Genomic DNA, 15,684 nt, shown 5'->3' on the forward strand with positions numbered 1-15,684 from the left:
TGAAGGTATTAATCCAAAATAATGTCCGGTAGTGGTAGTTCATTAGTGATAATTGCTTGTGACAGGCGAGCAATATCTTCATCTAAAGGGCGATCTTTATCGAGGAAGGGAGAGAACCGACGGACGGCGTGATAAAACGCCGCTACTTCAGGTGCAATAATCTGTAAATTATCTCTAAGCGCCAGCGCTTGAGCTGCGGTAATCAATGTCATTGAGACGACATCGCGTAGCTTTATTTCCATTTCAGCAACATCTTGTGCCGCATGCGTTCCCAAGCTAACAATATCTTGATTGTATTGCTCAGTTGGCATTGTATGTATTCCGGAAGGGGAACATTCTCGGCGGATAGCGGCAACCAAAGCAGTTTGTGAGAGCTGTATTCCTTTCATTCCCTGATATATCCCCGGTACCGGGCTAAGCGAATTAGCCAATCCATGGGAAAAACGCTCATCCATCATTAGGGCAACTATCGAATGCAGATGATTTGCGAGCAAGGCGATATCAAGCTTTAATGCATCCATTGTCCTTGCAATATAGTGGCCCATAAAATTACCACCATTTAAGACGTCACCTGTATTGGGATCGATTAAAGGATTATCATTGGCAGAATAAGCCTCACGTTCAATAATCGTTTTGGTGTAAGCCAATGACTCAGGAATAATTCCTAATATTTGTGGCACACAACGTATAGAATAAACTTCCTGAACCGTCGAATCTAATCTTGTTGCAGTGCCCTTATTAGAACAAAGATTAGGTTGTTGCTTTAATTTATGCAGCAGACTTTCCTGGCGAGTTCCTTTCAACAGTTTACGCAATGTCGCTGCAATGGCTTTTTGCCCAGGATGATTTTTTATTTCTTGAATACGGGGATCAAAATGTTCATCTGAGGCCTGTAAGGCTTCAATTGCCATAGTTATTCCAGCAATCCCAGCTTTAAGTGTTTGCTCCAACCTAACAACTGCAATAGCACTAATCCCGGTCATAATTCGAGTGCCATTGATTAATGCCAGCCCCTCTTTTGCTTGAAGGCTAATGGGATGTAATCCAGCTTTTTCGATAGCTTCTGCGGCTGTTAGTTCGCTATTGTCATACCAAACTCTTCCTTTTCCACACAGTGCCTTAGCAATATAGGTTAAAGGAATGAGATCACCACTCGCCCCGACCGAACCATAGCGGGGAACCAAAGGAATTATCCCTTTGTTAAGATGCTCTGCCAGCATTTCTACTGTTGCTGGACAAATTGAAGACCAACCACGGCATACCGCGATTAATACCAGAAATTGCGCCGCTCTTACCTGTTCAGGTGGAAGAGACGGGCCAGTGCCAGCAGAGAGGAATCGCAACAAGTTATTTTGATGTTCTGCAATGGTCTCCGCTGGGACAACCATATTCGCATTACCACCAAAACCGGTGTTTACCCCATAAATAATTTCATTTTTATCTAGTTTTTTTTCTAATAAACTGCGCCCATATTGAAGCCACTTTAATAGTTCTTTATCCAGAACAACCTCTTTTTTATTTACAGCAACATCATATATTTCATTGATAGAGACCGGCTTATCTTTTTTTATCCACACAACACTGACATCATTTAAAAATGACATATCATCCTCTGCTGATTTATAGAAATCACTTTTAATATAGATAAGGAGTAATAGATGTCAATAATTGCAATATTATTTATATTTAATTAAAACAAATATCCATTGGTTATTATTTAATAATAAATAGATTTCAATGGTTAGTTTATAATAAAAAACACATAGTAAAATGTAAGAAAAAAGGAATATTTACCAAGCATCTCCATGATATATCTATATTATTAATAACTTGAATATATATATCTTTTGTTTTTTATTTGTAAAATCATTATCCGATAAAAAGTCACCTGTAATATTTTATTGACAGCTGTACATTTCAGAACAACATGAAGCTGTAAAAAACAATATAAAACATAGTGTTGGATAATTATCATCCCATTTATGTGAATATTTAATACCTAACAGCGGCTTTCGAGCTGCATCATCTATATAAATTCAAAAGCCGCTGTTAACTGCATAATTACTCGTCGAAGTACCAATAACCCTGATTAATCAAATCCGTTAATTCAGCAACAAACGCTGGATTATGTAATGCCTCGCCCAGCTCCTTTTTACCAATCATCGTGTAACGGCACAGTGCGTCAGCGGCTTTAGGATCCACCGTTTCCAGTCGTTCACTGTTGATAAAGAAGCTGTTTCCGACTTGTAAAACCCGTAGCCCACTCAGGCGTGCCAAGACTTCACCATCCATCAGAGCATCGACAATCTCAGCTGGCTCGTAAGGTGGCTCCGCTGGAGCAATATCCAGTTCATGACGCGGTGTCGTGGCGAAGCGTCCAAACCATTGTTTAAAATCTTCCGGTTGATTAATCATATCGATCATCATCCCGCGCAAGCGGTCGAGTTCATAATCTTCAACCCGGCCCGGATGTTCCCGACAGGTTAAATCAGGATCACTGTAGTGCTCAGCGCCAAGATCATTTTCTAGCGCATAATCAGCAAAACTACTGATTAAATCCCTGCCATTTGGCCCGCGAAAGCCTACTGAGTAGTTGAATGCAGTTTCATGAGTAAACCCATCATGTGGGAAGCCAGGTGGGATATATAAAATATCGCCTGGAGCTAAATCTTCATCAATAATCGGTGTGAATGGCTCAACATGCAGCAGGGCTGGATGTGGGCAAAACTGTTTCAGTGGCAGTTTATCGCCCACGCGCCAACGGCGGCTACCCATACCCTGGATAATAAAGACATCGTACTGATCAATATGCGGGCCAACCCCACCGCCAGGAACAGAAAAAGAGATCATTAGATCGTCTAAGCGCCAGTCCGGTAATACGCGAAATGGACGAACTAACTCAGCAGATGGAGCATGCCAATGGTTAACCGCTTGGGCCAGTAGTGACCAGTTGGTTTCACCCAGATTATCAAAATGCTCAAATGGCCCGTTACTTGCCTGCCATTGGCCATTAACATGACTAACTAAACGGCTATCTACCTCAGCTTCCATTGCCAACCCAGCTAACTCATCTGGCGTAATAGGATCGACAAAGTTCGGGAAGGCATTTTTTAATACCACAGGTTGTTTTTGCCAATATTTTTCTAAGAATTCGGGCCAATTAAGATTGAGTTGATAAGTCATGCTTTCACACCAGTAAGAAGACAAACGGCGGTGATTATAATGTGGCTAACACCTGTCCTGCCTTGTCATTAGTCAATGACCTAGCTAGGTTAGGTAAAAAAATAGCGGGCAGAATAATTAATCAAAACACGGGGTTCATACCATAAATTTAATACTATTAAAAAATGCGACTGAACGTTATAAGGGAAGTTAAAGGTAATTTACTGATATGATTTTAAATATTATGAATAGTTCTCTCGGCATTGTTCGGAGGTATTTGTAGTTATATCGAAAATAGCTCACCGCCGCGACCCACTCAGATACAGGGATGATTTAAGGGTGATTGATGCTGGCGATGTACGATAAAAAAGGCCACCCTAAAGGTAGCCTTAGACGTGATGACTGAATTATTTAGCGAATTTCTCAGCTTCTTTTTGAGTCGTGATGAAGCTTTCGCCAAGGCCAATCGCAACCAAAATGCCTACGATATAACCTGCTAACTTACTGTTTAATATCTTCTTTAGCATGAAACCTCCAATTCAGAGGACTAATCATTCTATGCCCTTTGCATCACAACCAGAAGATCTAAGCAGTTATAACAACAAATTAATATTCAGGTTTGAAAGGAATACCCAGCGCCCAGCGTGAATTCCAGTGAGCTACATACTGTTGAACAACTTTGGGCATCCCGCGTATTACAATAACGTTTTCTGAATTCTCAGTTTCGGCCGAAGGTGCAAAGTTAAATGACCCCGTTTCCACCGTCTGCTTATCAACAATAATCGTTTTATCGTGCTGTATATGATAATGGCCATCAATACGTAGCTTTACACCATTATTAGCCACATACAACATAGCAGCTTTACTCGCTGTCACCTGGTTACGCCTCTTATCCACAACAACACGGACATCAACTCCCCGTTTGCAGGCAGAAACTAATGCTTTGGCAATATCAGGTGCCTGGAACGAATAGCCGATCATTTGGATAGATTTATGCGCGCTTCCAATAACTTTCAGAACTAATGCTCGAGCTGATCCTTCCGGTGAAAATCCAACTTGCACATCAGGTGCCGCAAATGAAAAAGCCGGTAGGCTAATAGTGACTACAAACATGATGTATTTGATGCAATTCATAATAGCAAATTGCCTATTTAAGTGGTTCGAATGGTTCTCGCTACAGTATTCTTGGAATCAATGTGTGTCCAGCATAGTGAAAGATGAGACTCAAGTTAAAACGTGAGTATTTATTTCACTCGCTTACCGGCGTTATTCACCACCTTCTCACTATCTTTCTTATTCAATTCAAAGTTTTTTAATTTCAGTAATATAAGTTACTGCAACTGCATCGGTAAAATGAGGCACATCTACAAACGCGTCTTTACCTATCCATGAATTTGCTGATGGTGATGCGGTACTGGCCGCCACGCTGGCGGGGTGTGGTCTATCTCAGTTACCGTTCTGGCTCGTCGGTAAAGACTTGCAAAGTGGGAGAGTTAAAGGAAGTTCTTGCCGGACATTCCGGTGGTGAAATGCCCATCAGTGCGTTATGACTGAAAAATCGTCAGTTACTGCCCAACATCCGTTATGTGGTGGATGAACTGGTCAGAGCGGCTGAAACGGGATTACTGGACTGATTTTATTGACTATCTATTTGTACTAAATGGTTCGGATAGTCTGTATAGCCATCGTAGAACGTAGCCATTTCAGACACCGTGAGTTGGGATGGCCCTTTTGTTACAGTGGCCAGCACGGTGATGGAGCTGACCACAAGAGCAACAAAAACGGGCGGTTAGATATTTTTATCAAAGAAATTATCTATCTTGCTCATTGCCTGATCGACATAACGAGGTACCCAGTAGGTTTCGATATGCGTCGCACCATCAATCAGGAACAACTCTTTATTCTGCGTACCTGTTGCTTTTTTGAACGCACTTTCGGTCATATAGCGCGAATCTGCTTTCGTACCCGCTATCATTAATAGCGGTTGATTGATGAGGTCCATGTTGCTTTGCGCATCAAAGCTCATCAAATCAAGCAAACTACTCAGGGTATAGCGGAAGGTTGAATTTGGGTGCGCGTGGGTTTTGCCGTAATACTCAAAGCCCTGGCGATAGAGATCAAATGGTAGTTTGGCAATTTGCTCATCGGTTAATTGAGCATCGCCGGTATAGGTAATTTCACCGGTGGCGACCTCTTTTGCACGCGCATCCGAGGCTTGCTTCAAGCGCTCCTGAATAGTGGAAAGTTGAGAATCCTGATACCCGTTGCGACGTACTAGTCCGGAGTCAAACATACTCAGTGTCGCCAGTGCTTTAAACCGTTTGTCGGTCTGGGCGGCTTTCAGTGAATACCCACCGCCGCCACAGATACCCAGTAGGCCAATGCGGGTGGTATCAACGCCTGGGTACTGGCTAATGTAGTCAGCCATGCCGTGAATATCTTCAATGCGATTAGCTGGTTTATCTACATTGCGCGGCATACCGCCACTGGCTCCCTGATAGGCAGCATCGGCGGTGATAGTGATGTACCCGTGTTCAGCCAAACGCTGAGCATACAATCCGGCAACCTGCTCTTTAACACCACCATTAGGATGGGCAACTACCACCGCAGGATATTTTTTTGCCGGATCATAGTTAGCGGGCGTGTAGACATTCGCAGCAATTTGAATGCCATGAAGATCATATTTCACCGGGTGAATATTAACCTTGCCCTTAACATTCTCGGTAATGGCACCGTCGTACACCAAAGTAAACGGATTCTGTTTGTAATCAGCGGCATGAACTGAAGTAATACCTGCCATTGCCGTAAGCAGCATTGCATTTAACAAGTTGAGTTTCATGGTCATCTCCCGAAATAAGTTATGGCCCAACGCATAGGGCACGTATCGTGGGTATTGCAGGTTTAGCTTAAAGAGACGGGACTGACAACATCATGACTGGCGAATGACAATTTTGTCAGTTAACCAGATGCGCGAAACTGACAGAAATGACAGGAAGTTGTCAGCAAGATGTTGGCATTAGTGGGTTAACATCAGCGTGGCCGCGTATAGCAGACAAGCAACAGAGGAGACGGTGGATGCGACTGTTATTAGTGGAAGATGAAGAAAAAACCTCGTCCTATTTAAGTCGAGCGTTAGGGGAATCGGGCTTTAGCGTGGATATATCTGCTGATGGCGCAGAGGGGCTGCATTATGCGCTGGAATATGATTACGATGCCATAATCCTTGATGTCATGTTACCCGGCATGGATGGCTATCGGGTGCTGGAGGGTATTCGCGCCAGTAAACAAACGCCGGTGTTGATGCTTTCAGCTCGAGGCTCGGTGGATGAGCGCGTCAAAGGGTTGCGTCTTGGTGCCGATGATTATCTGCCTAAACCTTTCTCACTCATTGAGTTAGTAGCCCGGATTCAAGCGCTAGTGCGTCGCCGGTCAACAGATGGCGCAGATATCACGCAAATACAGATTCATGACCTACATCTGGATCTGCTGGCTCGCCGTGTGTTTCGAGCTGGAACCCGCCAGGAACTGACCGCGAAAGAGTTTTCCTTGCTCAGTCTGTTGGCGCGTCATCAAGGGGAAATCCTGTCAAAAATGATGATCGCCGAGCAAGTCTGGGATATGAATTTCGACAGCGACGCCAACGTGGTTGAGGTTGCGATTAAACGTCTGCGCGCCAAGATTGATGCGCCATTTGAGGTCAAGTTACTGCATACCGTGCGCGGTATGGGCTATGTTCTTGAAGTCAGACCCGACACACTAAATTAAGTGAGGGAGAAACATATGTTCAGGCGTTCCATCTCCGTGCATATGGCGTTGATGTTTGCTTTATCCGCCTTACTGATTGTCTCGGCTATCGGTATTTTGCTGCGAAGTTCGCTACACGACTCATTGCAAAAGCAGATGCATAACGAGCTGCTTTTTCGCGAATCATTGATGAGCCCGTGGATCATTGCGCGTACCTCGGCGGAGGGCTGGTCAACACTGGCGAACAAATTCACCGTTTTGGCCAGTTCAGAGGGGGAACGGGTGCGCTATTGGATTGTCAGTGACAATCCCCGTTTTATCGTGGGAGGCCCGCCACCAGCTGGCGTTGACTGGTCATCGCTGCAAGAGGGATTTAACAAGATACCCGGCACGTCCGAGGGAGTTTGTTCGTTGTTTCTGCTGGTAAAAACCATTCCAGCCAATGGAGAAAGGCCGGCACTGCGCTATGTCGTGGCTATCGATTCCACACCTTACATGGGCACGCTCGATGCATTCACACGCACATTACTGATCATTACCGCGTTGGGTGTACTTATTGTTGCACTGCTAGGCTATGCCGTTTCCCGAATCGGTCTGCGCCCGGTAGGCGCACTTAGCCAGCAGGCACAACATCTGGCACCGGGAGATCACGGCCAACGACTGGATGCCAGCACATTACCACAAGAGCTTCAGCAGTTGGCGACATCATTTAATGGTGTGCTTGAGCGGCAGGAAATCGCCTGGCGGCAGCTTGAGAGCTTTAATGCCGATGTGGCCCATGAATTACGCACCCCCCTCACCAATCTGATAGGTCAAACACAACTGGGATTGTCACGTCGGCGTTCGCCGGAGGAACTTGAGGAGCTACTGGGTTCAAATCTGGAAGAACTGGAGCGGATGACGTCCATCGTTAACGATATGCTGTTCTTGTCACACGCTCACGCAGGTGATCATGCAGCCCAGTTAACACGCGTCTCACTGCGCGAAGAAACGCTTAAAACAGCGGAATATGTTGAACCCTCCTTCGCTGAGAAACAGCTTTCCCTGAAAGTCGAAGGTGACGTGATTGCCCACATTGACCGGCGTTTGTTTCACCGTTCGCTTGCCAACCTGCTGGAAAACAGCGCAAGGCATTCATCACCTGAAAGTACCATTACTGTGCAGTTAAGCAAAAATGGCAATCAGGCCAGTGTTGCAGTATCAAACCCAGGTGACCCTATTGCAGCGACACATTTACATCGCCTGTTCGAGCGATTTTATCGGGTAGATTCTTCACGAACCAAAAGTGACACTCACCACGGCCTGGGGTTGTCGATTGTACGCGCAGTCGCGATTATGCATCGCGGTGATGTGTTTGCCCGTAGCGAGAACGGTATCAATACTTTTGGGCTGACATTTGCACTATCTGCTGACGACGAACTATCTACCGACGGTGAGTCTTGCGCGGAACAAAGCCAGCTCTCGGCAAAAGAACCTGAAAATACATTTTCGGCGTCAACTGACAACAATGTCAGGCAACCGTCAGCCTGACGACATTTGACTCTGGTTAGAATCAAACCGACAAAGCATGAGCTTTTTTAACTAAAAGGACGCATTGCATGATCGGAAAAATCGGCTATCTCGGGCTATTAGTCCCGCTTATCACCTTCTCAACTATCACGTCGGCCCAAAGCAGCTCAGCACATATTGCTCCCGCCGGAAGCCAGAAAGCCATTTTTGGCGCAGAGGAAAACTTTACCGGCCGTGTACGTGTCGACCCCCTTTTTACTGCGGATAAAGACATGGCCATTTCCGCAGCTTACGTCACATTCGAACCAGGCGCCCGCTCTGCCTGGCACACCCACCCCGCCGGACAGCGGCTTATCGTCACTTCCGGCGTTGGCTTGACTCAGGCGGAAGGTCAGCCAGTGCAGATAATCCGACCAGGAGATGTGGTGTCGTGCCCCGCAGGGGTTAAACACTGGCATGGCGCAGCACCTGACAGCGCGATGACACATCTGGCAGTGACCGGGATCGTTGATGGAAAGAGTGTTAATTGGATGGAGAAAGTGACAGATGAACAATACCACGCAGATTAAAGTTCTCACCGCCGCGGCTTTACTGATTTTCAGCGTGAGTCTGACAGCACATGCCGTATCCGTAACAACAGGAGCATCAGAAATGAATCAGCAACAAACCATTTCCGACACGCTATCCGCGCGCCAGCAAGCTATACCTTTGATTGCGTCTTATATGGCCAGCAGCCAGATGGGAAAACTCAATGCGGCACTTAATCAGGGGCTGGATGCCGGGCTGACGGTGAATGAAGCCAAAGAGATCCTTGTTCAGCTTTATGCTTATACCGGTTTTCCTCGCAGCCTTAATGCATTGAATGAATTAATGAAGGTTGTTAATGAACGCAAGCAACGCGGCATTAACGATGCTCAAGGCAAAGAACCGGTTAGCCCGATTCCGGTCGGTGATGAACTCCGTCGTGTGGGGACGGCAAATCAGACCAAAATATCGGGCGCGCCGGTACAAGGCCCAGTTTTTGAATTTGCTCCAGTGATTAATCAATTCCTGCAAACACATTTATTTGGCGACATTTTTGCCCGTGACAATCTGGACTGGCAAAGCCGCGAGCTGGCGACGGTCGGGGCACTAGCCGCCACTCCGGGTGTGGAAGCACAATTGTTGTCACATACGCGAGCCAGTCTGCGTGTCGGGCTAACGGCAGAACAACTGCGCCAGCTTGCACAGATATTGCGTGAACAGGGTGAAGGCGATGCCGCAACCCGGGTTGAAAAGGCACTGCAACAAGCGTTGGCTACTGCAAAGTAAGCAATGACTTAATTGATGTGAGGCTGCTCGCGGCTAACTCATCAAGCTGAACAACTCAGATCATATTGAATCAAAACCGACATAGAGGAAGTCACCTTGAAGATGCTGTTAAAAACACTGGTGTTCTGCATGATGGCTGGAGGGCTGACAGCGCAATCTGTTGATGCAGAGCCTTTGGTTATTCAGGCACAAGGAAGCTTTTCTGCTGGCGGAGCAATAGCGACAGCTCCCGGAACATTTGATGCAAAAAAACCGTTGGATCCTGCTGGCCAAACTTATCACGGCGATCACGCTGCTGTTTTTTATCAAATCCCAGAGAACCCACATAAATATCCTTTAATCATGCTGCATGGCGCTGGGCAGTCTTCCCGCACCTGGGAAAGCACTCCAGATGGCCGCGAAGGGTTCCAGAATATATTCCTGCGTCGGGGGTTTTCGACCTATCTGGTTGATCAACCGCGTCGGGGTAATGCAGGACGCACGATGGTTGAAGGAACGGTCACGCCAAAACCGGATGAACAGATGTGGTTCAATCAGTTCCGTGTCGGTATTTGGCCGGACTATTTTAACGGCGTTCAGTTCTCTCACGATAAGCAGGCGCTGAATCAGTATTTCCGTCAGATGACGCCCAACACCGGGCCTTTTGATATCAACGTTATTGCCGATGCCATGTCAGCGGTGGTGGATAAAACCGGCCCGGCTATTTTATTCACCCATTCTCAAGGTGGTGGGCCGGGCTGGTACACCGCGATGAAAAACAACAAGGTGAAAGCCATCGTTGCCTTTGAACCGGGCAGTAGTTTTGTCTTCCCGGAGAATGAATTGCCAGCACCGATGCCAAGCGCGTTCGATACCCTGAAAGGCGAGCCGGTACCATTAGATCAATTTATGGCGCTCACCAAAATTCCTATTGTGATTTTTTATGGCGATAACATTCCAGATAAACCAACCGCTATGCCCGCACAGGACAGCTGGCGAGTACGTCTGGCAATGGCACGCGAATGGCGTGACGTGGTGAATAAACACGGTGGCGATGTCACGGTCATCCATTTGCCAGAGGTGGGTATTAAGGGCAACACCCACTTTCCTTTTTCTGATCTGAATAATGTCGAAATTGCCGATCAGGTCAGTCAGTTTCTGAAAGAAAAAGATTTACAGTAACGTCCAACAAAGCAGGATACATTGGCTAATTAATGAATCCTGCTCATTAAGCCTATCGAATGACGGCCTATAATCAGATGAAAAACTCTGCGGTATGCTTATCTCAAGCACAATACTCAAGGATAACGTCATGCAAACAGTAAAACTGAATAATGGGATTGATATGCCCCTGTTGGGCTTTGGGGTCTTCCAGATGACGGACGCAACAGAATGCGAGCGCGCCGTGGTCGATGCCATTGAGACAGGCTACCGCCTGATTGATACAGCGGCTTCCTACCAGAACGAAACGCAGGTAGGGAATGCAATTAGGCAAAGTGGCATCGCACGAGATGAACTGTTTATCACTACAAAATTGTGGTTGCAGGATGCGAACTATGAAGGGGCGAAAGCACAGTTTGAACGTTCACTGAATCGCCTGCAGCTGGATTATGTTGATTTGTACCTGATTCACCAGCCCTATGGCGACGTGCATGGCGCATGGCGTGCGATGGAAGAATTGCACCTGGCGGGTAAAATCCGTGCCATTGGCGTCAGCAACTTTCAACCAGATCGCCTGGCAGACCTCATGGCATTTAACAAGATAGTTCCAGCAGTAAACCAGATTGAAGTGAACCCATTCAATCAGCAACTGCATGCCGTGCCCTGGATGCAAAGCCGCGGTATTCAACCGGAAGCCTGGGCACCTTTTGCTGAAGGGAGAAACAGCCTGTTCCAACATCCGGTATTAACGGCAATCGGTGAAAAATACGGTAAAAGCGTGGGACAGGTTGTCTTGCGCTGGATCTTCCAGCGCGGCATTGTCTCGCTGGCAAAATCGGTGCGAAAAGAGCGAATGACCGAAAATATCAACGTACTGGACTTCGAGCTTAACCATGAGGAAATGCTACAGATCACTGCTCTGGATACGGCGACCAGCGCTTTCTTCTCTCACCGTGACCCTGCTATGGTGGAATGGCTAACCGGTCGTAAACTCGATGTCTGATACTGTTAGCCAGCTCGGTATAATGTCTTAAATCACAATCAGCGACGCCAGTAAGGTGTCGCTGATGTTTTATTCAGAATATGTAGGCAGCCGTTTTTTTTCACGCCATCCCATTCAACATCTTATTTATGAATAATCACTTCACAGCTTTTTAATTTCGGTGACATAAGTAACTGCCACTGCATCGACAAAATTAGGTACGTCGATAAATGCAGCTTTTCCTATCGGGGAATCAAACGCAGCTACGGCATCTTCAAGCGAGTCGAACCATAATTCTGAAAAACCATCAATGGGTGAGTCTGGATATACACGCCGGTCGATTGGATTCAGCACGTATGCACGAAGGCCGGGTAACTTAAGGGTGATAGCCGTGTGTATCTCCTTCCAGTGTTCGACAAAATCGTCAAAACTTTGATCTTTTTTCTTTGTCAGCAAACCTACGTGTTTAAAGCCTTTAACTTCGGTCATGGTTATCTCCAGTATCCAGAGTGAGCGTTGTCGCCCCAAAGCGAAACATTAATTCTGGTGCATACTATGATTGATTCCATTGAGGCGATAAATATGGTTTTGCTATCATCTTTATAGACATAAATTCTACAATCTGGTACCCCGAAGCTCGCTATCGTTATATCTTCTGATGATATCGGGCCAGCATTTCATTTCGATGAATACTTTCAACAACCTGAACAGACAAGTGGAAATATGAGAAAAACAGATCATCTCGGCGGGATTACTGCTTTTGTCACAACGGCTCAACACGGCAGTTTCACTGCGGCTGCGGAACGGCTCGGGCTAACAAAATCAGCGGTTGGAAAGAGTGTGAGTCGTCTGGAAGACCGACTGGGGCTGAAGCTTTTTCAACGGTCGACACGAAGACTGAGCCTCACGCCTGATGGTGAAAAGTTTCTTGCCAGTTGCCAGAGTGCAATAGATATTCTGGAACTTGCTGAAGCAGAATTGACCGCCCATATTACCCACCCCGCCGGGCGCTTACGGGTAGATTTACCGGCTGCATTTGGCAGACAGCGTATCTTGCCTATCCTGCTTGATATTACCCGCCAGTATCCCGAGTTAGCATTGACAGTGACATTCAGTGAGCGATTTGTTGATCCTATTGAAGAAGGTATTGATCTGGTTATACGTATCGGTGAACTGGCCGATAGCAGTGGTCTGGTTGCCCGCAGATTGACAACTCAAAAGCTGGTAATTTGCGCCTCACCGGATTACCTATTGCATAACGTAGAGCCCGTCCAACCAGAAGAGTTGAGCCAGCATAAGTGTGTGGTCGGTTTTCGACGCAACCAGCCGATATCCTGGTTACTAAAAGACAATACCGGACAAATCCACCGCTATACACCAACGCCAACACATGAATTTGCTGATGGTGATGCGATGCTGGCCGCCACGCTGGCGGGATGTGGCCTATGTCAGTTACCGCTCTGGCTAGTTGGTAAATACTTGCAAAGTGGGGGATTAAAAGAAGTTCTTATCGGGCATTCCGGTGGTGAAATGCCCATCAGCGCGTTATGGCCGAAAAATCGTCAGTTACTGCCCAAAATCCGTTATGTGGTGGATGAGTTGGTCACAGCCGCTGAAGCGGGATTACTCGACTGATTTTATTGATTATCCAATTGTGCTGAGTAGAACGGATAATCTGTATAACCAACTTCTGTGCCACCATAGAACGTAGCACGATCAGGTTCAGTTAGCGGCCAATCATTTTTCATTCTTTCCACCAAATCAGGATTGGAAATATAGGGCCGCCCGAAACCAATCAGATCAGCGCATCCATCCTGTAGGTACTTCTCTGCCAGCTGTTTATCAAACCCACCGGCAATAATCAAAATACCCTGATATACGGCTCTGAATTTTTGAATAAATCCATCAGGAATAGCTTGCTGACCCAGGGTTTGCTGATCACTGAGATGCACATACGCCAGAGAGCGAGTGTTTAGTTCATCAGCAAGTTGTAGCCATGTCTGCTCCTCACCTTCAAAAGCGTGCATATCGAAAAGACGACCGAAAGGAGCCAACCGGATGCCCGTTTTATCACTTCCGATCGCTTTTGATACAGCATCGGTCACTTCAAGAGTGAAGCGAATACGATTGCTATGGCTTTTACCACCATATTCATCATTGCGGGTATTCAGCCCACCATTAATAAACTGTTCCAACAGATAACCATTTGCAGCATGAATTTCGACGCCATCAAAACCCGCCTCGATCGCATTTTTTGCCGCTATAACATAATCATTGATAATGGCGTTGATACCATCAATCGTCAGAGCTTGTGGTGTTGAAACGGGTACCTGACCTGGGTTACCGTTTTGATCCAATGCGTAACACTGACTGTTCTCGGCTTTTACTGCGACGCTGCTGACTGGAGCAGCACCGTTATTTTGTAGACTGGTATGGGAAATGCGACCGACATGCCACAATTGCAGGAAGATTTTTCCGCCTTTTTCATGCACAGCCTGAGTCGTTAACGACCATCCCTTTACTTGCTCCTGACTGTAAATGCCAGGAGTAAAAAGGTAGCCCTGCCCCTGCACTGAAATTTGAGCGCCTTCAGTAACAATTAACCCGGCAGATGCCCGTTGTGCGTAATACTCTGCTGTCAACGCATCTGCAATATCACCTTTTCTGGCTCTTGAACGCGTCATAGGTGCCATAACGACGCGATTATTAAGAGTAATATTACCGACTTTAAGTGGTGTAAATAGCTTTTCCATTTTTACCTACCTGTATTCAGAAATTTTACCTATGTTCACTGTATGGGGTATCAATGTGAATAGCGTTTTGTTCCGAATACTTGTTCCATAAATTCTACAATACTTTTAGAGTGATAAAGTTAGGTAAATCAACGGATATAGCTAAAGCGAATAGTATGTAAAATGAGTTAGAGGCAATATTGGCGGTCTCTTATACCCCGAATCAAACGGTGATCAAACCATACATTAAACTGGCTATTACTTGTGAGTTTATCAAAATCAATACAGTCGCCATTAATAGTATTAACTTAAATAATGATTTCTCCGGTAACGGCTAATATCGGATTCCATTTGTGGTGCTAATTTTTTAGCCCCTCTTCTGAGGCACATTTATTTTCCTCGCTCAGTTTTCTATATACCCCCAATAATTACCTCAAATTATTTTGGGTCTCTCAGCGCAACTAAAAAACATACAAATCACCGGGCCCTATGCCATTTTCTCAGCCAGGCATCCGTTATCAGCACTTCAGGAGATAGGGGGGGAATATAGAAATGGTGCGTCGGCATGCCCACTTGCCGCCAAATCATTTAACTGAGCATGCACGTAAAATTGATGAGTAATGGGGGGTAATGTCACCAATCTGGCACTTTTAAAAAAGGTTGCTAATTAGGGGGTAAACAGATGGTAACTCATTGATTTTAATGGTCCCTACAGGAGCCAAATTAAACCATCAACACACTGTTAAATAAATATATTTACTAGGTTCAATTTTCAAGATACCCCCAATGATACCCCCAAATAATTTTCCTTCCCCAAGCCTATACAAATAAATTACCAAGAATAGTGAAAGACGGTATTTGCTATAAGAATAATTTCATATCATCGCACTTCACTTTGATGGTTGTTATTTAACCACCAATTTAACAGTTGATTATGGATTCATAATCGCAAATAAAATTTCTCTATATATAACCAGAAAGTGGTCGGTTCGGTAGGTTCAGTCGGTTCACGGACTTATTTATTTGATATATAAGATAAATTAATTTTAAATTGAACCGACCCACGGTAGGTTCATCTATCAAGGAAGTCGGTTCAGTATCCAT

13 protein-coding genes and 3 pseudogenes are annotated in these 15,684 nt (G+C 45.7%); 10 read left to right on the top strand and 6 right to left on the bottom strand.

Annotation, left to right across the window (positions count from 1 at the left end; all coding sequences use genetic code 11):
- Window positions 1-8: 8 nt before the first annotated feature.
- The 3 genes from hutH to QSV56_RS02855 all read right to left on the bottom strand — a co-directional run bounded on the left by hutH (window position 9) and on the right by QSV56_RS02855 (window position 4,296).
- A complete protein-coding gene (gene hutH / locus QSV56_RS02845) occupies window positions 9-1,604 on the bottom strand; it encodes a histidine ammonia-lyase (protein ID WP_019081208.1) in 1,596 nt (531 codons plus the stop codon).
- A gap of 457 nt (window positions 1,605-2,061) precedes the next feature.
- Complete coding sequence (locus QSV56_RS02850) at window positions 2,062-3,183, bottom strand: cupin domain-containing protein (protein WP_019082643.1); 1,122 nt, start codon at window positions 3,181-3,183, stop codon at window positions 2,062-2,064.
- A 585-nt stretch (window positions 3,184-3,768) separates the two neighbouring features.
- Window positions 3,769-4,296: a phospholipase D family protein gene (locus tag QSV56_RS02855; protein ID WP_019081211.1), complete on the bottom strand. Its 528-nt coding sequence runs from the start codon at window positions 4,294-4,296 to the stop codon at window positions 3,769-3,771.
- A 247-nt stretch (window positions 4,297-4,543) separates the two neighbouring features.
- On the opposite strand from QSV56_RS02855, the pseudogene QSV56_RS21920 reads away from it, so the two are divergent.
- Window positions 4,544-4,796 (top strand): annotated as a pseudogene (locus QSV56_RS21920) (LysR substrate-binding domain-containing protein); the annotation flags it as partial.
- Window positions 4,797-4,951: 155 nt separating this feature from the next.
- Here the strand turns inward: QSV56_RS21920 and QSV56_RS02860 are convergent.
- Entirely contained in the window at window positions 4,952-6,001 is a 1,050-nt protein-coding gene (locus QSV56_RS02860; protein WP_050917571.1) for an alpha/beta hydrolase, read from the bottom strand.
- A 236-nt stretch (window positions 6,002-6,237) separates the two neighbouring features.
- Here QSV56_RS02860 and QSV56_RS02865 point away from each other — a divergent pair, with 236 nt between their 5' ends.
- From QSV56_RS02865 to QSV56_RS02890, 6 genes are all read left to right on the top strand, one after another.
- Complete coding sequence (locus QSV56_RS02865; RefSeq protein ID WP_301210616.1) at window positions 6,238-6,927, top strand: heavy metal response regulator transcription factor; 690 nt, start codon at window positions 6,238-6,240, stop codon at window positions 6,925-6,927.
- A 15-nt stretch (window positions 6,928-6,942) separates the two neighbouring features.
- Window positions 6,943-8,436, top strand: a complete 1,494-nt coding sequence (locus QSV56_RS02870; RefSeq protein WP_301210617.1) for a heavy metal sensor histidine kinase — start codon at window positions 6,943-6,945, stop codon at window positions 8,434-8,436.
- Between the two features lie 68 nt (window positions 8,437-8,504).
- Window positions 8,505-8,984, top strand: coding sequence for a cupin domain-containing protein (locus QSV56_RS02875; RefSeq protein WP_046051369.1), 480 nt, complete (start codon window positions 8,505-8,507; stop codon window positions 8,982-8,984).
- Entirely contained in the window at window positions 8,962-9,726 is a 765-nt protein-coding gene (locus QSV56_RS02880; protein ID WP_301210618.1) for a carboxymuconolactone decarboxylase family protein, read from the top strand. The genes QSV56_RS02875 and QSV56_RS02880 overlap by 23 nt, the downstream gene beginning before the upstream one ends.
- A gap of 96 nt (window positions 9,727-9,822) precedes the next feature.
- Window positions 9,823-10,887: an alpha/beta fold hydrolase gene (locus tag QSV56_RS02885; protein ID WP_301210619.1), complete on the top strand. Its 1,065-nt coding sequence runs from the start codon at window positions 9,823-9,825 to the stop codon at window positions 10,885-10,887.
- A gap of 130 nt (window positions 10,888-11,017) precedes the next feature.
- Window positions 11,018-11,869 (top strand): aldo/keto reductase, encoded by an 852-nt coding sequence (locus QSV56_RS02890; RefSeq protein ID WP_046695331.1) that lies wholly within the window; start codon window positions 11,018-11,020, stop codon window positions 11,867-11,869.
- Window positions 11,870-12,010: 141 nt separating this feature from the next.
- Here the strand turns inward: QSV56_RS02890 and QSV56_RS02895 are convergent, their stop codons facing one another.
- On the bottom strand, window positions 12,011-12,337 hold the full coding sequence (locus QSV56_RS02895) for an EthD family reductase (RefSeq protein ID WP_019081218.1): 327 nt from the start codon (window positions 12,335-12,337) through the stop codon (window positions 12,011-12,013).
- Between the two features lie 234 nt (window positions 12,338-12,571).
- Here QSV56_RS02895 and QSV56_RS02900 point away from each other — a divergent pair, with 234 nt between their 5' ends.
- Window positions 12,572-13,483 carry a LysR substrate-binding domain-containing protein gene (locus QSV56_RS02900; RefSeq protein WP_219642886.1) on the top strand — a complete coding sequence of 304 codons (912 nt, stop codon included), beginning with the start codon at window positions 12,572-12,574 and terminating at the stop codon, window positions 13,481-13,483.
- A 2-nt stretch (window positions 13,484-13,485) separates the two neighbouring features.
- Here QSV56_RS02900 and QSV56_RS02905 read toward each other — a convergent pair whose 3' ends face one another.
- Window positions 13,486-14,601, bottom strand: coding sequence for an alkene reductase (locus QSV56_RS02905; RefSeq protein ID WP_019081219.1), 1,116 nt, complete (start codon window positions 14,599-14,601; stop codon window positions 13,486-13,488).
- A 134-nt stretch (window positions 14,602-14,735) separates the two neighbouring features.
- Between QSV56_RS02905 and QSV56_RS02910 the strand changes: the two are divergent.
- Both QSV56_RS02910 and QSV56_RS02915 read left to right on the top strand, forming a co-directional pair.
- Window positions 14,736-14,915: pseudogene (locus QSV56_RS02910) on the top strand (autotransporter outer membrane beta-barrel domain-containing protein); the annotation flags it as partial.
- A 177-nt stretch (window positions 14,916-15,092) separates the two neighbouring features.
- Window positions 15,093-15,251 (top strand): annotated as a pseudogene (locus QSV56_RS02915) (integrase); the annotation flags it as partial.
- Between the last annotated feature and the right edge of the window lie 433 nt (window positions 15,252-15,684).

It is taken from the genome of Yersinia sp. 22-579 (assembly GCF_030433455.1).
In the GTDB taxonomy this organism is placed as follows: Bacteria; Pseudomonadota; Gammaproteobacteria; order Enterobacterales; family Enterobacteriaceae; genus Yersinia; species Yersinia enterocolitica.

Excerpts from the sequence above, each read along its gene's own strand:
- hutH (WP_019081208.1), bottom strand. The coding sequence starts at position 1,604 with ATGTCATTTTTAAATGATGTCAGTGTTGTGTGGATAAAAAAAGATAAG.
- QSV56_RS02850 (WP_019082643.1), bottom strand. The coding sequence starts at position 3,183 with ATGACTTATCAACTCAATCTTAATTGGCCCGAATTCTTAGAAAAATAT.
- QSV56_RS02855 (WP_019081211.1), bottom strand. The coding sequence starts at position 4,296 with ATGAATTGCATCAAATACATCATGTTTGTAGTCACTATTAGCCTACCG.
- QSV56_RS02860 (WP_050917571.1), bottom strand. The coding sequence starts at position 6,001 with ATGAAACTCAACTTGTTAAATGCAATGCTGCTTACGGCAATGGCAGGT.
- QSV56_RS02865 (WP_301210616.1), top strand. The coding sequence starts at position 6,238 with ATGCGACTGTTATTAGTGGAAGATGAAGAAAAAACCTCGTCCTATTTA.
- QSV56_RS02870 (WP_301210617.1), top strand. The coding sequence starts at position 6,943 with ATGTTCAGGCGTTCCATCTCCGTGCATATGGCGTTGATGTTTGCTTTA.
- QSV56_RS02875 (WP_046051369.1), top strand. The coding sequence starts at position 8,505 with ATGATCGGAAAAATCGGCTATCTCGGGCTATTAGTCCCGCTTATCACC.
- QSV56_RS02880 (WP_301210618.1), top strand. The coding sequence starts at position 8,962 with ATGAACAATACCACGCAGATTAAAGTTCTCACCGCCGCGGCTTTACTG.
- QSV56_RS02890 (WP_046695331.1), top strand. The coding sequence starts at position 11,018 with ATGCAAACAGTAAAACTGAATAATGGGATTGATATGCCCCTGTTGGGC.
- QSV56_RS02895 (WP_019081218.1), bottom strand. The coding sequence starts at position 12,337 with ATGACCGAAGTTAAAGGCTTTAAACACGTAGGTTTGCTGACAAAGAAA.
- QSV56_RS02900 (WP_219642886.1), top strand. The coding sequence starts at position 12,572 with ATGAGAAAAACAGATCATCTCGGCGGGATTACTGCTTTTGTCACAACG.
- QSV56_RS02905 (WP_019081219.1), bottom strand. The coding sequence starts at position 14,601 with ATGGAAAAGCTATTTACACCACTTAAAGTCGGTAATATTACTCTTAAT.